Genomic DNA, 15,051 nt, shown 5'->3' with positions numbered 1-15,051 from the left:
TGCCGCGCTGCCTGCTTGCCTGATGCCGCATGAGCGGCTATCATGCCCACCGTCGCCTCAAGACCGGGGCGTCCGAGCAGTTCGGGTCCGATATCCTGCTCGTTAAACCTAAAACCAAAGGAGTACACAATGATCAAGAAGGTCATGGAGGACTACAAGGTCCTGTTGCGGAGCATTCCCGCGGCAACGGTTTCGCTGTTTTTCGTGAGCGTCATCATGATGAACCTGCTGGCCAACAAAGAGCTCATCAGCCTGCCGTATCTGGCACTCGATTGCGGCTTTGTGGTGAGCTGGGTCTCGTTTTTGTGCCAGGACATGATCTGCAAGCGCTTTGGCGCCAAGGCATCCATCAAAATCTCTATCCTCGCACTGGCGGTCAACCTTGCCGTGAGCCTGTGCTTTTGGGCGTGCTCGCTCACACCCGGTATGTGGGGCGCCTACTACGATACGGGCATGATCGAGGTCAACACCGCCCTTAACGCCACCATCGGCGGCACCTGGTACGTGGTGCTGGGCTCTTCGCTGGCAATGCTCGCTTCTGCCGTGGTTAACTCCACGCTCAACCAGTCGCTCGGCCGTATGCTCAAAAAGAATAACTTTGCGAGCTTCGCCTTCCGCTCCTATGTGTCCACGGGTGTTGGCCAGTTTATCGACAACCTGGTCTTTGCCATTGTAGTGAGTCACACGTTCTTTGGTTGGACCTGGGTGCAGGTCCTTATGTGCTCGCTGACCGGCGCTGTCGCCGAGCTGCTGTGCGAGGTCTTCCTGAGCCCCGTGGGCTACAAGGTCGTGCGCGGCTGGGAGCGTGAGAATGTGGGCGCCGAGTACCTTGAGCGCCACGCAACCGCCTAAGGAGCAAGTATGCGGGTTTTGATTACGGGCGCTTCGGGCGGTATCGGAGCCGCGTGCGTGCGGCGCTTTTTGGACGAGGGCCACGAGGTCGTGGGCTTTGATCTGCTGCCGGCGGTGATCGAACACGAGCGCTATCGCCATCTGATTGTTGATGTACGCGAGCCTGACTCGTTTCCAGGCGATCTTGAACCCCAGGTAATCGTGAACGTTGCGGGTACGCAGGATTCGGCTGACGACATCGCCGCCAACCTGTGTGGCACCATCAACGTGACCGAGCGCTACGCCTTTGTGGGGGAGGGGCTTGCTGCCAAGCCGGCGCCCGCTATCAAATCCGTGGTCAATGTGGGGTCGGCGAGCGGGCATACGGGATCGGAGTTTCCCACCTATGCTGCCAGCAAGGGCGGCGTTATCGCCTACACCAAGAACCTTGCAAACCGCCTGGCACCGCAGGCCATCGCCAACAGTGTGGACCCGGGTGGCGTTATCACGCCGCTCAACCGTTGCGTGATGGAAGACGAACACCTGTGGAACCAGATTATGGAGCTTACACCGCTTAAACGCTGGGCAACCGCCCAAGAGATCGCCGAATGGATCTACTTTGTGGGCGTGACCAACCGGTTTATGACCGGGCAGAGCCTGCTCATTGATGGTGGCGAGGCCGGCCGCACACAATTTATTTGGCCCGAATAGGAAACGCGCCCGATGGAAAGCCGTCGGGCGCATTTTTGATGTATCGATTTTTAGCCGAGACAAGTCCAGTTGACGGGGGTCGAGCCGTGCTGTTCGAGTAGCCGATTGGCTGCCGAGAAGGGTCGCGACCCCATAAAAGCGGGGAGTTCTGCCGTGGCACGGTTGGCCGAAAGCGGCGAGGGGTGCGTGGAGGCAAGGCAGAACTTGCCGGTTGTTTTGCCCGCGTCGATTGCGGCGAGCTTGCCCTCAACCATATGCTGGGCAAAGCGGCCCCATGCCAAAAAGACTACCGGTTGGGGTAGCTGGCAGCAGCGTTCGATAACGTAGTCGGTGAGCGTACTCCAGCCCAGCTTGGCGTGTGAGTTCGCGGCATGCTCGCGCACGGTGAGCGTAGTGTTGAGGAGCAGGACGCCCTGTTGTGCCCATGGCGTCAGATCTCCCGTGGCGGGAATGGGACAACTCAGATCGGCTTTGAGTTCCTTATAGATATTGCGCAGGCTTGGCGGCAACTTGGTTTGCGTCGCGGGGACCGAGAACGATAACCCCATGGCCTGGTTGGGCCCGTGATAAGGATCTTGGCCCAAGATGACAACTTTGACCTGGTCGGCCGGCGTGTAGGCGAGGGCATTGAGGATGTCGTCTTGTGCCGGGTAGATGGTCTGCTCGGCACGCAAAAGGGCGATGCGCTCGAGCAGCTGGTTCGTAGTGTCACGTACCGGCTGCGGCGCATCGCCCAACCAAGTTGCTATGTTGCGGTCGCGAGTTGCGGTGTCCATGGAGCTCCTTTATGGCAAATGCTATGTTGGCATCTATTGTAAAGGCGCACCGGTTGCCTTTATGCCGCGGCTGCATGAAGAGCGGGGTCTACGAGGCGCGCTCGATGCATTTGCGGCGCATGGCCTGTCGCCGCACGTGACGAGCGAGGTCACCGACGACTACACCATTATGGCGATGGTGGAGGAGGGCCTGGGCGTGAGCATGCTGTATCACCGTACCGTTGAGGGCATGCAGGCCGATATTCGCGTACGTCCCATCGTGCACGCCCCCTCGCGCGACGTAGTGGCGGCCTGGCGCAGCTGGGACACCATGCCTATCGCCACGAGGCGCTTTATCGACTATATGAGCTCGCATATTGTCAATTAATGACTGGCGTGGCGTTGAGTGCGGTGTTTAGCAGGCTGTCGCTTTGGCTTGGGTGGCGCGATAGGTGCGTGTCGGGTGGCAGAGTAGTACCGCCACGACCATAAAGAACGCCGTGGTGCCCAGGCTGATGGGGTAGACCATCATGATGTTCGCAAAGGTGCGGAAGTGCGGGAACACGCAGAATACCCAATAGAAGCGGATGCCGCAGACGCAGATCATGGTGATAAGGGCGGGTATGAGCGAGATACCAAAGCCGCGCAGGTAGCCGGACATGTTTTCGTAGAACATGCTAAAGGCGTACGCAGGGAAGATCGAGCACACGCGGATATAGCCGATTGAGACGATGTTGGGATCGCTGTTGAACAACGACAAGATCTCGCGCCCCAGGCCGACAATAACAATAATCGTGGTGAGCGCGACGATACCGCCTTCGACCAGGCAGACCTTAAGGGTCTTGGTGCAGCGGTCGATCTGGCGGGCACCGTGGTTTTGCCCCACAAAGGTGGTGCAAGCCTGGCTAAAGCTGTTGAGCAGGTTGTAGCACACGTACTCCAGGCTCATGGCGGCGCTCGAGGCCGCCATGACCTCGGTGCCCAGGCTGTTGATGGCGGACTGGATGATGATGTTGGCGACGGCAAAGACGGCGCTTTGGATGCCGGCGGGCAGGCCGATCTTGACGATGCGCTTGAGGGCGACGGGGTCGATAGCAAGGTCGCGCGGGGTGACGCGGACGACGGAGTCGGTCTTGAGCAGGCGGATAAAGAGTGTAGCGGCGCTGACGGTGTAGGCGATGACGGTGGCGATGGCGACACCCGCGACGCCCCAGTGGAGCACGGGGACAAAGATGAGGTCCAGGCCAATGTTGAGGACGGTGGACACGGCAAGCGCTTGCAGCGGCATGCGGGTGATGCCGACGGAGCGGAAGATCGCGGCCTCAAAGTTGTAGAGCAAGATTGAGGGCATGCTGAGCAAAAAGACGCGTAGATAGAGCGAAGCGAGCGGCATGGTTTCGGCGGGAACGTTGAGCGCGGCGAGCATGGGCTCGGCAAAGATCTCGCCCAGAGCGATGACGACAAAGCCCACGAGCGCCATTAAAATCGAGGTATGGACGGCGCGTTTGACCATATTCTGATCGTTGCGGCCGATAGCGTTGGCGATGACCACGTTGGAGCCAAGCGACATGCCAATAAACAGGTTGAGCATAAGGCTGGTAAGCGGAACATTGGAGCCGACTGCCGCCATGGCGAGGGTTCCCTGGTCGCCCGAGAAGTTACCGATAATGACCGTGGCGATGAGGTTTGACAGCTGCTCCAAGATGCTCGTGGCGGCCACGGGCAAGGCGAACAGGGGGATATTGCGCCACAGCGAGCCGGTGGTCATGTCGATGTGCTTAGATGCGGTATCAGCCATACGCTCTCAATTTCTAACGTGCTATTTCGTGCTTATTTGCGCAGACGATGATACTCCTAATCACCTAGTCATTGGGGGCGTTCTTAAACGACTAGTCATTCAAGAACGTCCCCAATGACTAGGTGGGGAAGGCGTGCGACAATGGTGTACGTTGTGTTGTTCGCGCTAAGGAGTTGCCATGTTGTTGTGTCCCGTTTGCCATGAGCCGTTGGTGGACGACGAGCGCGGTGCTGCATGCGCGGGCGGACACCGGTTTGACCGTGCGCGCGAGGGTTATCTATATCTGCTACGTTCGTCCAAGAGCGGCGACTCCATGGGCGATCCCAAGTCGCAGGCACGCAGCCGTCGTGACTTTTTGAACCGTGGCTACTATGCGCCGCTGCGCGATGCAATGGTCGAGCTGGTGCGCAAACGGGTTTCTGGGCGTGCTGCGTCTATAGGCGGTCCCATGACGCTGCTCGATATTTGCTGCGGTGAGGGTTACTACACCAGCGCCATGGGCGCGGTGCCGGGCGTGGACGCTTATGGCTTTGACCTGGGCAAAGAAATGGTACGCCTGGCCGCCAAGCGCGGCGATGCGACCTATTTTGTGGCCAACATGAAAGACATCCCAGTGGCCGATGGCGCCTTCGATATGGTGACCGAGCTCTTTGCTCCCTTTAACGAGCGCGAGTTTGCCCGCGTGTTGGCGCCGGAGGGTTCGCTCTACACCGTGGTGCCGGGTGCCCGTCATCTCTTTGGGCTCAAGGAGGTGCTCTACGACACGCCGTACCTCAACGACGAAAAGCTTCCGAAGACGATGGAGCTTAAACTGGTCGGCACGCAGCGGGTGTCCGCGAATATTACGCTCCAGACCCAGGCCGACATCGAGGCGGTGTTCCAGATGACGCCGTACTACTACCGCACACGCCCTACCGACAAAGAGCGCCTGGCAAACCTGGACACCCTTAAAACCGACATCGACTTCATCATTGCCGAGTACCGCCACAGCTAACCAACCTGCCAAAAAGGGACAGGTTTATTTTGGCAGGTTTTATCTGGGCAAATGTAAAGGGCCGACCGCGTTACTGCGCGATCGGCCCATGTTAGTTGCTTGGCTGCAGGGGTTATGAGAAGCGAGTGCCTACAGGCGGTCCTTGTTCTCGGCCTTAACGGCGTGCGCCTGCTGAACAAAGAACAGGTCGTAGACCACAATGACAAAGGCACCGATATTGACGGCGCTGCCGCCGAGTGCGGGAAGCGTGAGCACGGCCTGCACAATCGTGGCGATTGCGGCAACGATGCCGAGCTTAAACGCGCTATCCACCTGCGAGGGCTTGTTGGCGCCCTTGATGCCCGCAACACCTGCGGAAAGATCGACAATGCCCTTGACGACAAGCACGACCGCGGCGAGCATGGCGTTCGACCCGTACGTGGAATCGAGGCTGCCCCTGGCGATACCGATGCCGGCGATGACGAGGCTGGCGATGCCCAAAACAAAGTAGATGAGGGCAAGGATTTTGAGAGTCTTGCGAGCGGAGCTCATGGCTGGTCCTTTCGATACGAGTACGCCGATCTGGCGTAGCCCATGTGTTGCACATATGGTGAAGCACATTGTAGTTCAACGCAGCGATGCGTGCGCCTGAAAGCGCTTTGAGCCCGCGCAGCCCAATCCGACCTTTCAAAAAGGAAAGCTGGACGTAAGCCAAATCGATGGCAGCTCATGTGCGGCGCTGCGATGATGAGACCGTAACAAGGAGCTGTTCTTAAGGAGGAGCCATGATGTACGGAGCAGGGCGAGTGCATGAGCCGCGGTCGTTGGGAAGGCGCATGGGCGATTCTGTGATCGCTGCCGTGTGCACGGGATTGATGGCGGTGCTTTGCATTGGGATGCTGTGGGCCATGTCGCATGTGGGACAATAGCGGACGGTTGGGTGCTGGCATAAACGGCGCTCACGTATTCATTTTGCTTGTTAAGGAGTACCCATGGGCGTCGTCGATCCCTTTTCTGTTGCTCGGGCCGCGGGGCTTGAGCTGATCGGGAAGTCCGCGGGCCTCACGCTCACCGACGGCACGATGGAGTTGCGTGCCGATTTTGTCCGCATGCTGCCACGGCTCAAACAGGGTCGTCTGCAGCAAGAGCTGTTGGTAAAGGCTGCGCGCGCAAAAGGCGTCGAGTGCCCATGGGCGATTGATGCCACGGCAGGCTTTGGCGAGGATTCGCTGCTGCTGGCGGCTGCGGGCTTTACCGTCGATCTGTATGAGCAGGATTGCGTTATCGCGGCGCTCCTCAAGGATGCCTTGGATCGCGCGGCAGATAATCCGGCGCTTGCGACTGCCGTGGCCCGCATGCGCTTACATGCGGGCGAGGACAGCATTGCCGGCCTTCACCATATAACTGAGTTGATCGGGCAGGGCGAGCTCACCGCTCCCGACGTGGTGTATCTGGACCCCATGTTTCCCGAGCGCACAAAGAGCGCGGCGGTTAAAAAGAAGTTCCAACTCTTGCATCATCTGGAACAGCCGTGTGCCGATGAGGAGACGCTGGTCGAAGCTGCGCTTGCGGTGCGCCCGCGCAAGGTCGTTATCAAGCGGCCGGTGAAGGGGCCGCTGCTTGCCGGCGTTAAGCCGAGCTATCAACTTGCGGGCAAGGCCGTTCGTTACGATGTTTTGGTGCCGCCGCGCCCGTAGCTTGCGTGCGATGGTTGGCGCTCCGTCAGTGCCGTGCCGATGCGGGGCCTATTTCCAAGGGTGCGACGTCAGGTGCCAGCCGCCGCAGTATTCGCATTTGTAGCAGGCCAAACCACGCCGCACGCGGCTTTCGCAGTCGGCCATAACGGCCTCGGCCTCGGCGCGTGTGCCGTAACGGTTTTTGCGCTCGCACGACTTGTAGCGCCAGGCTTCATCGCGCTCGGCGTTCAGGGCGTCGCGGCGCTCGTCCTCGCGCGCAAACAGGTCGCTCATAGCACCACCGGTGGCAGCGCCCAAAAACTCGCTTTTGGCCTTTGACCAGGCGGCTCGCTTTTTGCTTCCCATCTGCTTCTCGCCCCTCTTCAAACGCTGGTATCATTGCTCAATCAAAGTGATACCAATAAACGTGAGGTCGCCGCGTGATGATCAGAAAAACCCTCGATACCGACATTCCCGCCGTCATGGCTATCTATGACGCGGCCCGTGCCTTTATGCGCGCGCATGGCAACGCCACGCAGTGGCCCGAGGGCACGCCTTCTGCCGAGCAGCTGGCTGCCGATATCGCCGCCGGCGGTAGCTATGTGTGCGAAGTCGACGGCCGCGTGGTGGCGACGTTTGCCTTTTTATCGGGCCCGGATGAGTGCTATGACGTAATTGAGGACGGGCAATGGCGTAGCGACACTCCGTACGCCGTGCTGCACCGTGTGGCGTCCGACGGCACCGTGCACGGTATCGCGGCTGCGATGTTCGCCTTTGCCAAAGAGCGTGCCGACCACCTGCGTATCGATACGCATCGGGACAACCTGCCCATGCAGGGCGCAAGTATTAAAGCGGGGTTTGAGCGTGCCGGCGTCGTGTATGTGTCGGACGGCACGCCGCGTGTTGCGTTTGACTGGCTGCGCGAGGCATAAGAGCGGGGGCGCGTATCTACGCTCCATGTAAGCAAAAATGGCCCCGGATGGGGCCATTTTGATCGCTGCGCCGTTTTGCAAGGTGGTAGATGTCGCTCGCTGTCGGCTCTAAGGCACCTACGCTCGGGGCAGCTCGCTTCCGCAGTGGCAACACTTGGTCGCGCCTTCGTGCACCTCTTCCAGGCAATACGGACAGACGGGCGCCGGTGCGGCTTCCTCGGCGGTGGCACCGGCGAGCCTGTCGCCGATTTCCTGCGCCTTGTTAAATGCCTTGACGATGGCAAAGACGATTGCCGCCACAATCAAAAAATTGATGCACGAGCCGATAAAGGCGCCAAAGTCGATATTAGTGCCCGGCACCACCAGCCCCGAGATCTCGGTAGCGCTACCGCCGGCAATCACGGAGATAAGCGGGTTGATGATGTTATCGGTAAGTGAGGTCACGATGGCGGTGAATGCGCCGCCGATAATCACGCCGACGGCCATGTCCATCACGTTGCCGCGATTGATGAATTCCTTGAACTCGTTGAGCAATGTCTTCATGGTGACTCCTCGCTGTTGTGGGGTTAGCGTTGTTACCGCCCCGGATGAGCCCGGGTAGGCAAAAAGGGGAGGTGCCGGCTTTCGCAAGGCGCGAACCTACGAAAATCGCCGCGCGGCAACGCGGGGCGATGAGCTCGGTCGGGGGATAGGGCCCGCTTCGCCCGCCGGCCTGTAAATTGTATCATCCAGTGTGGAACGAGAGCGCCCGTTGCCGCGTGCGACGGGCTTGCAATAAGAGGAGAGTCATGTCGAAGCAAGCGGTCGTTGGAATCTTGGCGCATGTCGATGCTGGCAAGACCACGCTGGCCGAGGCCATGCTGTTCGATGCGGGTCGCATTCGTAAGCGCGGCCGCGTGGACGATGGCGATTCGCATCTGGACACTAACGCGATCGAGCGCGAGCGCGGCATTACGATTTTCTCGTCGCAGGCCGTGCTCGACCACGGTGATACCCGCGTCATGCTCGTGGATGCACCGGGGCATGTCGATTTTTCTGCCGAGGCGGAGCGCACGCTGCGCGCACTCGACTACGCGATTTTAGTTGTGGGCGCCAACGACGGCGTGCAGGGGCACACCGAAACCCTGTGGCGCCTGCTTGCACGCTATGACATTCCTACGTTCATCTATATCAACAAAATCGATTTGGAGAATCCCGGCCGCGATGTTTTGCTGGCACAACTTGGGCGGCGTCTTTCCGAAGGCTGCCTGGATGCCAACGAACTGCTGGAGGGCGGCGCCGTTCAGGAGGACGCTGCTGCGTTGGACGAGGCGGCGCTCGAGGAGTTTCTTGGGGCAGGCGAGCTTTCCGTCGCAACGCTGTCGCGCATGGTTGCCGAGCGCAAGCTCTTTCCCTGCTTTGCCGGCTCGGCGCTCAAGGACCAGGGCGTGAGCGAGCTGCTGGATGGTATATGCGTGCTGATGCGCGAACAGATATGGCTTCCGGAGTTTGCCGCGCGCGTCTATCGTGTCAGCCGCGGGGATCGCGGCGAGCGCTTGGCATGGGTTAAAGTGACCGGCGGCACGCTGTGTGCAAAACAGATGATCAGCGGACGTTCCGGTGCCGAGGCATGGGAGCAGAAGGTCGATCAGGTGCGCATCTATAACGGCGAAAAGTATGAGCTTGCCCAAGAAGTTGCTGCTGGCGGTATTTGTGCCGTGACGGGTCTTGCGCACGTTCGCCCAGGGGACGCCTTGGGTGCGGAGCCCGTGTGTGATGCGCCCGTCATCGCTCCGGTCCTCACCTATACGGTGCTTCCGGGTGAACACGATGTCCATGCGGTGTTTAAAGCGCTGACTGAGTTGGCGGACGAAGACCCCATGCTCGGCGTAAGCTGGAATACTCATCTGGATCAGATTCACCTGCAGCTGATGGGCGCCGTGCAACTCGAGGTCGTGCAGCGGGTGTTGGCCGATCGCTTTGGCCTTTCGATTTCGTTTGAGCCCGGCGGCGTTCTCTATAAGGAGACCATTTCGCAGCCGTTCGAGGGCGTGGGCCACTTTGAGCCGCTGCGCCACTATGCCGAGGTGCATCTGAGCCTGGAGCCGTTGCCAGCGGGTTCGGGCGTGCAGTTTGGCACCGTGACTTCGACCGACGAGCTCGATCTTAACTGGCAACGCCTGGCGCTTACAAACGCCATGGAGCGCGATCACCTGGGCGTGCTGACCGGCTCGCCCATCACCGATGTGCGCATTACGCTCACAGGTGGCCGTGCGCATGCCAAACACACCGAGGGCGGCGACTTTCGCCAGGCCACGTACCGCGCGATTCGCCAGGGGCTCATGCAGGCGCGTGAGGCCGGCGCGGCGGTGCTGTTGGAGCCGTGGTATCGCTTTGAGCTCGAGGTGCCGGGGGAGTGTGTGGGCAGGGCGTTGTCAGACGCCACGCGTATGGGAGCCGACTACGAGCCGCCGACGATGGCGGGCGGACGGGCAAAGCTTGTGGGTCGCGTGCCGGCATCCGAGGTGCAGGATTATGCGCTGGAGGTGGCCGCTTACACGAGCGGTCGCGGGCATCTGTACCTGGAGTTTGCCGGCTATGCGGCATGCCATGATGCCGAGCGCGTCATCGAGACTGTCGCCTATGAGCCCGAGGCCGATCTACCCAACACGCCCGACTCGGTCTTTTGCTCTCACGGCGCTGGCTACACGGTCAAGTGGTACGACGTCCCCGAGGCAGCCCACGTAAAGGTCGATCCCGCCGCCTTCCGCCCCTGGCGAGCGGCGGACGTCGAGTTTTTCCGCCATAGGTGATGGAGGGTCAGTCTCTTTGTCGCATCCTGTTGGTATAACTCGGTATAAGTTGGTATAACTGTTACCAGGGTTTGCCAATCCGAGGAGGCCGACATGAATCCAAATCCCTTTAAGCCCACGGCTGGCAAGCGGCCTCCGATACTCATCGGCCGCGAGTCGGTCATCGAAGATTTCGAGGAAGGGCTCGATAACGGCGCCGGAGCGCCGGGCAGGCTCATGCTCATTACGGGAAACCGCGGCTGTGGCAAAACAGTTCTCTTGCGGGAGCTGCAGCGTTTAGCTAGCGAGCGCGGATGGGCGGTTGTCTCCGATTCCGCCTCGCTTGGCCTATGCGACCGCTTGGCCGACGCGCTTCGCTCGAATAAACCCGTTGTGACGTCAATGGAGTTTGGTCCGTCGTTTGGCCGAATGTCGGTCGAGGCGGCGCGGGCAAAAGGCGAGACGTTGCGCGGGTTAGTCAACGAACGCCTCAAGAAACTCGGGCCGGGAAAGGGCTTACTGTTTGCGATTGACGAGGCCCAATCGGCATCTATCGAGGAGCTGGCGGCGCTGGCCGTTCTCTATCAGCAGGTGCTCGGAGACCAGGATGCTACGGGCTTGCCCGATAGCGACCAGCGCGGTCTTGCGCTGGTTTTTGCCGGCTTGCCCAGCATGGTTGATGACTTGCTCGAAGAGCCGAGCGTAACGTTTTTGCGCCGCGCCCAGCAGCGTACGCTGGGGGCGATTTCTTTGCCCAAAGTGCGCGATTCATATATCCAGACGGTCAAAGGCACTGGTCTTTGCGTTGATGCGGAGACGGCGGACCTTGCGGCGCGCAAGAGCATGGGGTATCCCTATATGGTTCAGCTGGTGGGATATTACATGTGGAGGTCTGCTGTCCGGCGTGACTCGCGGGTCATTGAAGTGTGCGATGTCGAGGCTGGCTACGCCGATGCCATCTCCGAGTTCTATGAAGCAGTGGACGCCCCTTTGTATTACGGGTTGCGCAGTCCGCAGCGCCTCTTTATCGAGGCCATGGCGGCTGATGGGGGCAAGCCGACGCGCATGGCTGACATCATTGAGCGCTGCGACCGCACCCAAAGCTGGGCGAGTAAATATCGCGCAAGCCTGATTCGCGAGCGCGTCATCGAGGCTGCCGGATACGGCCTCGTCCGGTTTACCGTGCCCATGCTGGGCGAGTACATCCGCGACCGCGTTTTATGGCATGAGTAGGGTGATAAAGGTGACGGAACAGAAGATGAGCCCGCAGGCTATAGAGGTACGTGGCGCGCGTGTGCACAACCTCAAGGACATCGATATCGATATTCCGCTGGGAAAGCTCGTGGGTATTGCTGGCGTATCGGGTTCGGGCAAGAGTTCGCTGGCACTGGGCGTTCTTTACGCCGAGGGCTCGCGTCGCTACCTGGAGGCGCTTAGCACCTATACCCGCCGTCGTCTGACGCAGGCCGAACATGCCCAGGTGGACGAGGTACTGCACGTACCGGCGGCGCTCGCATTGCATCAGCGCCCCAGCGTGCCGGGTGTGCGCTCGACCTTTGGTACCATGACCGAGCTCAACAATAGCCTGCGTCTGCTCTTTAGCCGTTGCGCCCATCACGTGTGCCCGCACTGCGGGGCGCGCGTGGAGCCGAGCCTTAACGTGGCCGCGGGCCTGTCGCTCACGTGTCCCGAGTGCGGCCGTGAGTTCTGCGCGCCGGGTGCCGAGGACCTTGCCTTTAACAGCAGCGGCGCGTGTCCCACCTGCGGCGGCACCGGTGTCATGCGCGAGGTGGACGAGGCGAGCCTGGTGCCCGACGAGTCCAAGACCATCAACGAAGGCGCGGTGCTTCCCTGGGGCACGCTCATGTGGGATCTGATGAAGCAAGTGGCAGGCGAGATGGGTGTGCGTACCGACGTGCCGTTTAACCAGCTCACGCCTCAAGAGCGCGACATTGTGTTCCACGGTCCGGCGGTTAAGAAGCACATTCTCTACGCTCCCAAAAACGGCGAGGGCGCCACGCCGCTCGACTTTACCTATTACAACGCCGTCTATACCGTCGAGAATGCGCTCGCCAAGGTTAAGGACGACAAGGGCTTAAAACGCGTGGCGCGCTTTTTGCGCGAGGGGCCATGTCGTGACTGTGGCGGCACGCGCCTCTCCGAGGCTGCGCGCCAGCCCCAGGTGCGCGGTATCAATCTGGCGCAGGCCGCGGCCATGACGCTTGGTGATGCGGTTGAGTGGGTGCACGGGGTGCCCGCATCCTTGCCGCCCGAGATGCGGCCCATGGCGATGGATATCTGCGATTCGTTTTTGAGCGCGGCCCGTCGCCTGGTCGATCTGGGTCTCGACTACCTTTCGCTCGAACGCGCCGGTGCCACGCTCTCCACGGGCGAGCGTCAGCGCGTGCAGCTCGCCCGCGTGGTGCGCAACCGATCGACGGGCGTGCTCTATGTGTTGGACGAGCCTTCGATTGGCTTGCATCCTGCCAATGTTGATGGTCTGGTAGGCGTGATGCGCGATCTGGTGGATGACGGCAACACCGTGGTTGTTGTCGACCACGATACGCGCGTACTGGCGGAAGCCGACTATCTGGTCGAGATGGGCCCCGTTGCCGGAGCTGGCGGCGGCAATGTGATTGCCGCTGGCACGGTGGACGAGGTCGAACAATCACAGGGCAGCCGCATCGCCCCGTTTTTGCGCGCAGAGTCCAAGCGTATGCGCTCGCAGGTGACTGACGACGAAATGTTCGACCAGGGCCACATCCGCATGGCAACCGATGCCATCCATACCGTCAAGCCGCTCGAAGTCGATATCCCGCGCGGCCGTCTCGTTGCGGTGACGGGCGTTTCGGGTTCGGGTAAGACGACGTTGGTGCTCGAGACACTCATCCCGGCGCTTAAGGCCCAGGCAGCTGGCGAGCGCCTGCCAAGCCATGTGCGCTGGGTCGACGCCGAGGGTATCGCACGCGCAAACCTGATTGACGCTACACCTATCGGCGCCAACGTGCGCTCGACGGTAGCGACCTATGCCGACATCCATGATGAGCTGCGCCGCGCTTTCGCCCGTACGCCCGAGGCCAAGGCAGCCGGCTACAAGGCGGGTGCCTTTAGCTACAACACTGGCGCCTTGCGCTGCCCTACATGCGATGGCACGGGCTCGATATCGCTCGACGTGCAATTTTTGCCCGACGTCGAGATCATCTGCCCAGCATGTCGAGGCTCGCGTTATGCAGACACGGCTTCGCATATCCATCGCGAGGGCAAGGACGGGAGCAAGCTTACGTTGCCGCAGCTCATGGACATGAGCGTGGACGAGGCTCTCGACGCCACGGTGGGGCTCAAGAAGGTTCAGGCGCGCTTGCTGACCTTGCACGACCTGGGCTTGGGCTATCTTACACTCGGTGAGCCCACGCCGGCGCTTTCGGGCGGCGAGGCGCAGCGTTTAAAGCTTGCGAGCGAGATGGGCCGTGTGCAGGATGATGCCGTATTCGTATTCGACGAGCCCACGATCGGCCTGCATCCGCTCGATGTTCAGGTGCTGCTGAACGTGTTTGACGGCCTCGTCGCCAAGGGCGCCACGGTTATCGTGATCGAGCACGATCTCGACCTTATCCGCAATGCCGATTATGTGATCGACATGGGGCCGGGCGGTGGCGATGCGGGCGGGCAAGTCGTCTGCGCCGGTACGCCGGGGGACATCGTGGCCTGCTCCGCGAGCATCACCGGTCGCTACCTATAACCGAATGTGACAAAGGGACAGTCCCTTTGTCACATGCCGGCAAAGCCTGTCAGCATCACGCTTTTCTTTTCTAGCCAATTCTAGTTAAAAGCAGTTAATTACCGTTAAAAGCTAGCATGTTGTCGACGTAGCACTTGAACAGCTTGTGTCCGAGGGCCAAAATGACCTCAGCCCATTCGCGAAATTTGCACGCCCTATAGTGAGTGGGTTCTCGCTTGAGCCGATGCTGCCAAGAGGCGGCCGATAGGGGCAATTATGGACAATCGAATCTTTGGGTATGTGCGTGTCTCTTCCGCGGACCAGAACTTGGACCGCCAGTTAGACGCACTGGGAAGGTTTCCCGTTCAACAGGGTCAGATTTACGCTGACAAGGCAAGCGGTAAGAACTTTAGACGTCCCCAGTACCAGCGTCTTCTTCGCAGGTTGCGCGAGGGTGACGTTCTCGTGATCAAAAGTATCGACCGTTTAGGTCGCGATTATCGTGAAGTCCTCGATGAATGGCGACGCATCACGGTGGATAGGCGTGCTGCCATCGTGGTGCTTGTTATGCCGTTACTCGATACGCGCGAGCAACCCGATGGCATCACGGGAACGTTCATGGCGGATCTGGTCCTTCAGATCTTGAGCTACGTGGCGCAGCTGGAGCGCGAGAACATCAAGCAGCGCCAGGCGGAGGGTATCGCGTCGGCGCGCCTGCGTGGCGTGAGATTTGGGAGGCCGGCGCTCGAACGCCCGGATGGCTATAACGATGTCATCAAATCATTCGAAGGGGATGAAGTTACGAGGCGAGAGGCCGCAACGCCCCTGAACGTCAGCGTATCGACGTTCGATCGTTGGAGACGGGCGGACACGAACTGATATGACC

15 protein-coding genes are annotated in these 15,051 nt (G+C 60.3%); 10 read left to right on the top strand and 5 right to left on the bottom strand.

Annotated elements, in window-relative coordinates; genetic code table 11:
- Positions 1–129 precede the first annotated feature (129 nt).
- Together ACQRAQ_RS06180 and ACQRAQ_RS06175 are read left to right on the top strand one after the other, a co-directional pair.
- Complete coding sequence (locus ACQRAQ_RS06180; RefSeq protein ID WP_427794268.1) at positions 130–852, top strand: VUT family protein; 723 nt, start codon at positions 130–132, stop codon at positions 850–852.
- Between the two features lie 9 nt (positions 853–861).
- Positions 862–1,542: an SDR family NAD(P)-dependent oxidoreductase gene (locus tag ACQRAQ_RS06175; RefSeq protein WP_427794267.1), complete on the top strand. Its 681-nt coding sequence runs from the start codon at positions 862–864 to the stop codon at positions 1,540–1,542.
- A 50-nt stretch (positions 1,543–1,592) separates the two neighbouring features.
- Here ACQRAQ_RS06175 and ACQRAQ_RS06170 read toward each other — a convergent pair whose 3' ends face one another.
- Entirely contained in the window at positions 1,593–2,318 is a 726-nt protein-coding gene (locus ACQRAQ_RS06170) for a uracil-DNA glycosylase (RefSeq protein ID WP_427794266.1), read from the bottom strand.
- Between the two features lie 61 nt (positions 2,319–2,379).
- On the opposite strand from ACQRAQ_RS06170, the gene ACQRAQ_RS06165 reads away from it, so the two are divergent.
- Positions 2,380–2,685, top strand: coding sequence for a LysR family transcriptional regulator substrate-binding protein (locus ACQRAQ_RS06165; protein ID WP_427794265.1), 306 nt, complete (start codon positions 2,380–2,382; stop codon positions 2,683–2,685).
- Between the two features lie 27 nt (positions 2,686–2,712).
- Here the strand turns inward: ACQRAQ_RS06165 and ACQRAQ_RS06160 are convergent, their stop codons facing one another.
- Positions 2,713–4,095, bottom strand: a complete 1,383-nt coding sequence (locus ACQRAQ_RS06160; protein ID WP_427794264.1) for an MATE family efflux transporter — start codon at positions 4,093–4,095, stop codon at positions 2,713–2,715.
- 178 nt (positions 4,096–4,273) lie between these two features.
- Between ACQRAQ_RS06160 and ACQRAQ_RS06155 the strand changes: the two genes are divergently transcribed.
- On the top strand, positions 4,274–5,089 hold the full coding sequence (locus ACQRAQ_RS06155; protein ID WP_427794263.1) for a putative RNA methyltransferase: 816 nt from the start codon (positions 4,274–4,276) through the stop codon (positions 5,087–5,089).
- 129 nt (positions 5,090–5,218) lie between these two features.
- Here the strand turns inward: ACQRAQ_RS06155 and ACQRAQ_RS06150 are convergent, their stop codons facing one another.
- Positions 5,219–5,620, bottom strand: coding sequence for a hypothetical protein (locus ACQRAQ_RS06150; RefSeq protein ID WP_427794262.1), 402 nt, complete (start codon positions 5,618–5,620; stop codon positions 5,219–5,221).
- A 440-nt stretch (positions 5,621–6,060) separates the two neighbouring features.
- Here ACQRAQ_RS06150 and ACQRAQ_RS06145 point away from each other — a divergent pair, with 440 nt between their 5' ends.
- Positions 6,061–6,765, top strand: a complete 705-nt coding sequence (locus tag ACQRAQ_RS06145; RefSeq protein WP_427794261.1) for a class I SAM-dependent methyltransferase — start codon at positions 6,061–6,063, stop codon at positions 6,763–6,765.
- A gap of 48 nt (positions 6,766–6,813) precedes the next feature.
- Here the strand turns inward: ACQRAQ_RS06145 and ACQRAQ_RS06140 are convergent, their stop codons facing one another.
- Positions 6,814–7,110, bottom strand: a complete 297-nt coding sequence (locus tag ACQRAQ_RS06140) for a hypothetical protein (RefSeq protein WP_427794260.1) — start codon at positions 7,108–7,110, stop codon at positions 6,814–6,816.
- A 77-nt stretch (positions 7,111–7,187) separates the two neighbouring features.
- Between ACQRAQ_RS06140 and ACQRAQ_RS06135 the strand changes: the two genes are divergently transcribed.
- The gene (locus tag ACQRAQ_RS06135; RefSeq protein WP_427794259.1) at positions 7,188–7,676 is read left to right on the top strand and encodes an N-acetyltransferase; all 489 of its coding nucleotides are present in this window, start codon (positions 7,188–7,190) and stop codon (positions 7,674–7,676) included.
- A 117-nt stretch (positions 7,677–7,793) separates the two neighbouring features.
- Here the strand turns inward: ACQRAQ_RS06135 and mscL are convergent, their stop codons facing one another.
- The gene (gene mscL / locus ACQRAQ_RS06130) at positions 7,794–8,219 is read right to left on the bottom strand and encodes a large conductance mechanosensitive channel protein MscL (RefSeq protein ID WP_154517006.1); all 426 of its coding nucleotides are present in this window, start codon (positions 8,217–8,219) and stop codon (positions 7,794–7,796) included.
- Positions 8,220–8,464: 245 nt separating this feature from the next.
- Here mscL and ACQRAQ_RS06125 point away from each other — a divergent pair, with 245 nt between their 5' ends.
- The 4 genes from ACQRAQ_RS06125 (at position 8,465) to ACQRAQ_RS06110 (ending at position 15,044) form a co-directional block, all read left to right on the top strand.
- A complete protein-coding gene (locus ACQRAQ_RS06125; protein WP_427794258.1) occupies positions 8,465–10,468 on the top strand; it encodes a GTP-binding protein in 2,004 nt (667 codons plus the stop codon).
- A 93-nt stretch (positions 10,469–10,561) separates the two neighbouring features.
- Complete coding sequence (locus tag ACQRAQ_RS06120) at positions 10,562–11,680, top strand: AAA family ATPase (RefSeq protein WP_427747512.1); 1,119 nt, start codon at positions 10,562–10,564, stop codon at positions 11,678–11,680.
- The gene (locus ACQRAQ_RS06115; protein ID WP_427794257.1) at positions 11,673–14,186 is read left to right on the top strand and encodes an excinuclease ABC subunit UvrA; all 2,514 of its coding nucleotides are present in this window, start codon (positions 11,673–11,675) and stop codon (positions 14,184–14,186) included. Before ACQRAQ_RS06120 ends, ACQRAQ_RS06115 begins: the two co-directional genes overlap by 8 nt.
- Positions 14,187–14,441: 255 nt before the next feature.
- The gene (locus ACQRAQ_RS06110; protein WP_427794256.1) at positions 14,442–15,044 is read left to right on the top strand and encodes a recombinase family protein; all 603 of its coding nucleotides are present in this window, start codon (positions 14,442–14,444) and stop codon (positions 15,042–15,044) included.
- Positions 15,045–15,051: the final 7 nt, after the last annotated feature.

Origin of the sequence: Collinsella sp. SGI.178 (genome assembly GCF_050313495.1) — a bacterium.
Classification (GTDB): Bacteria; Actinomycetota; Coriobacteriia; order Coriobacteriales; family Coriobacteriaceae; genus Collinsella.
Note: the sequence above shows the minus strand (reverse complement) of the source record. Positions and strands in the feature narration are given on the sequence as shown.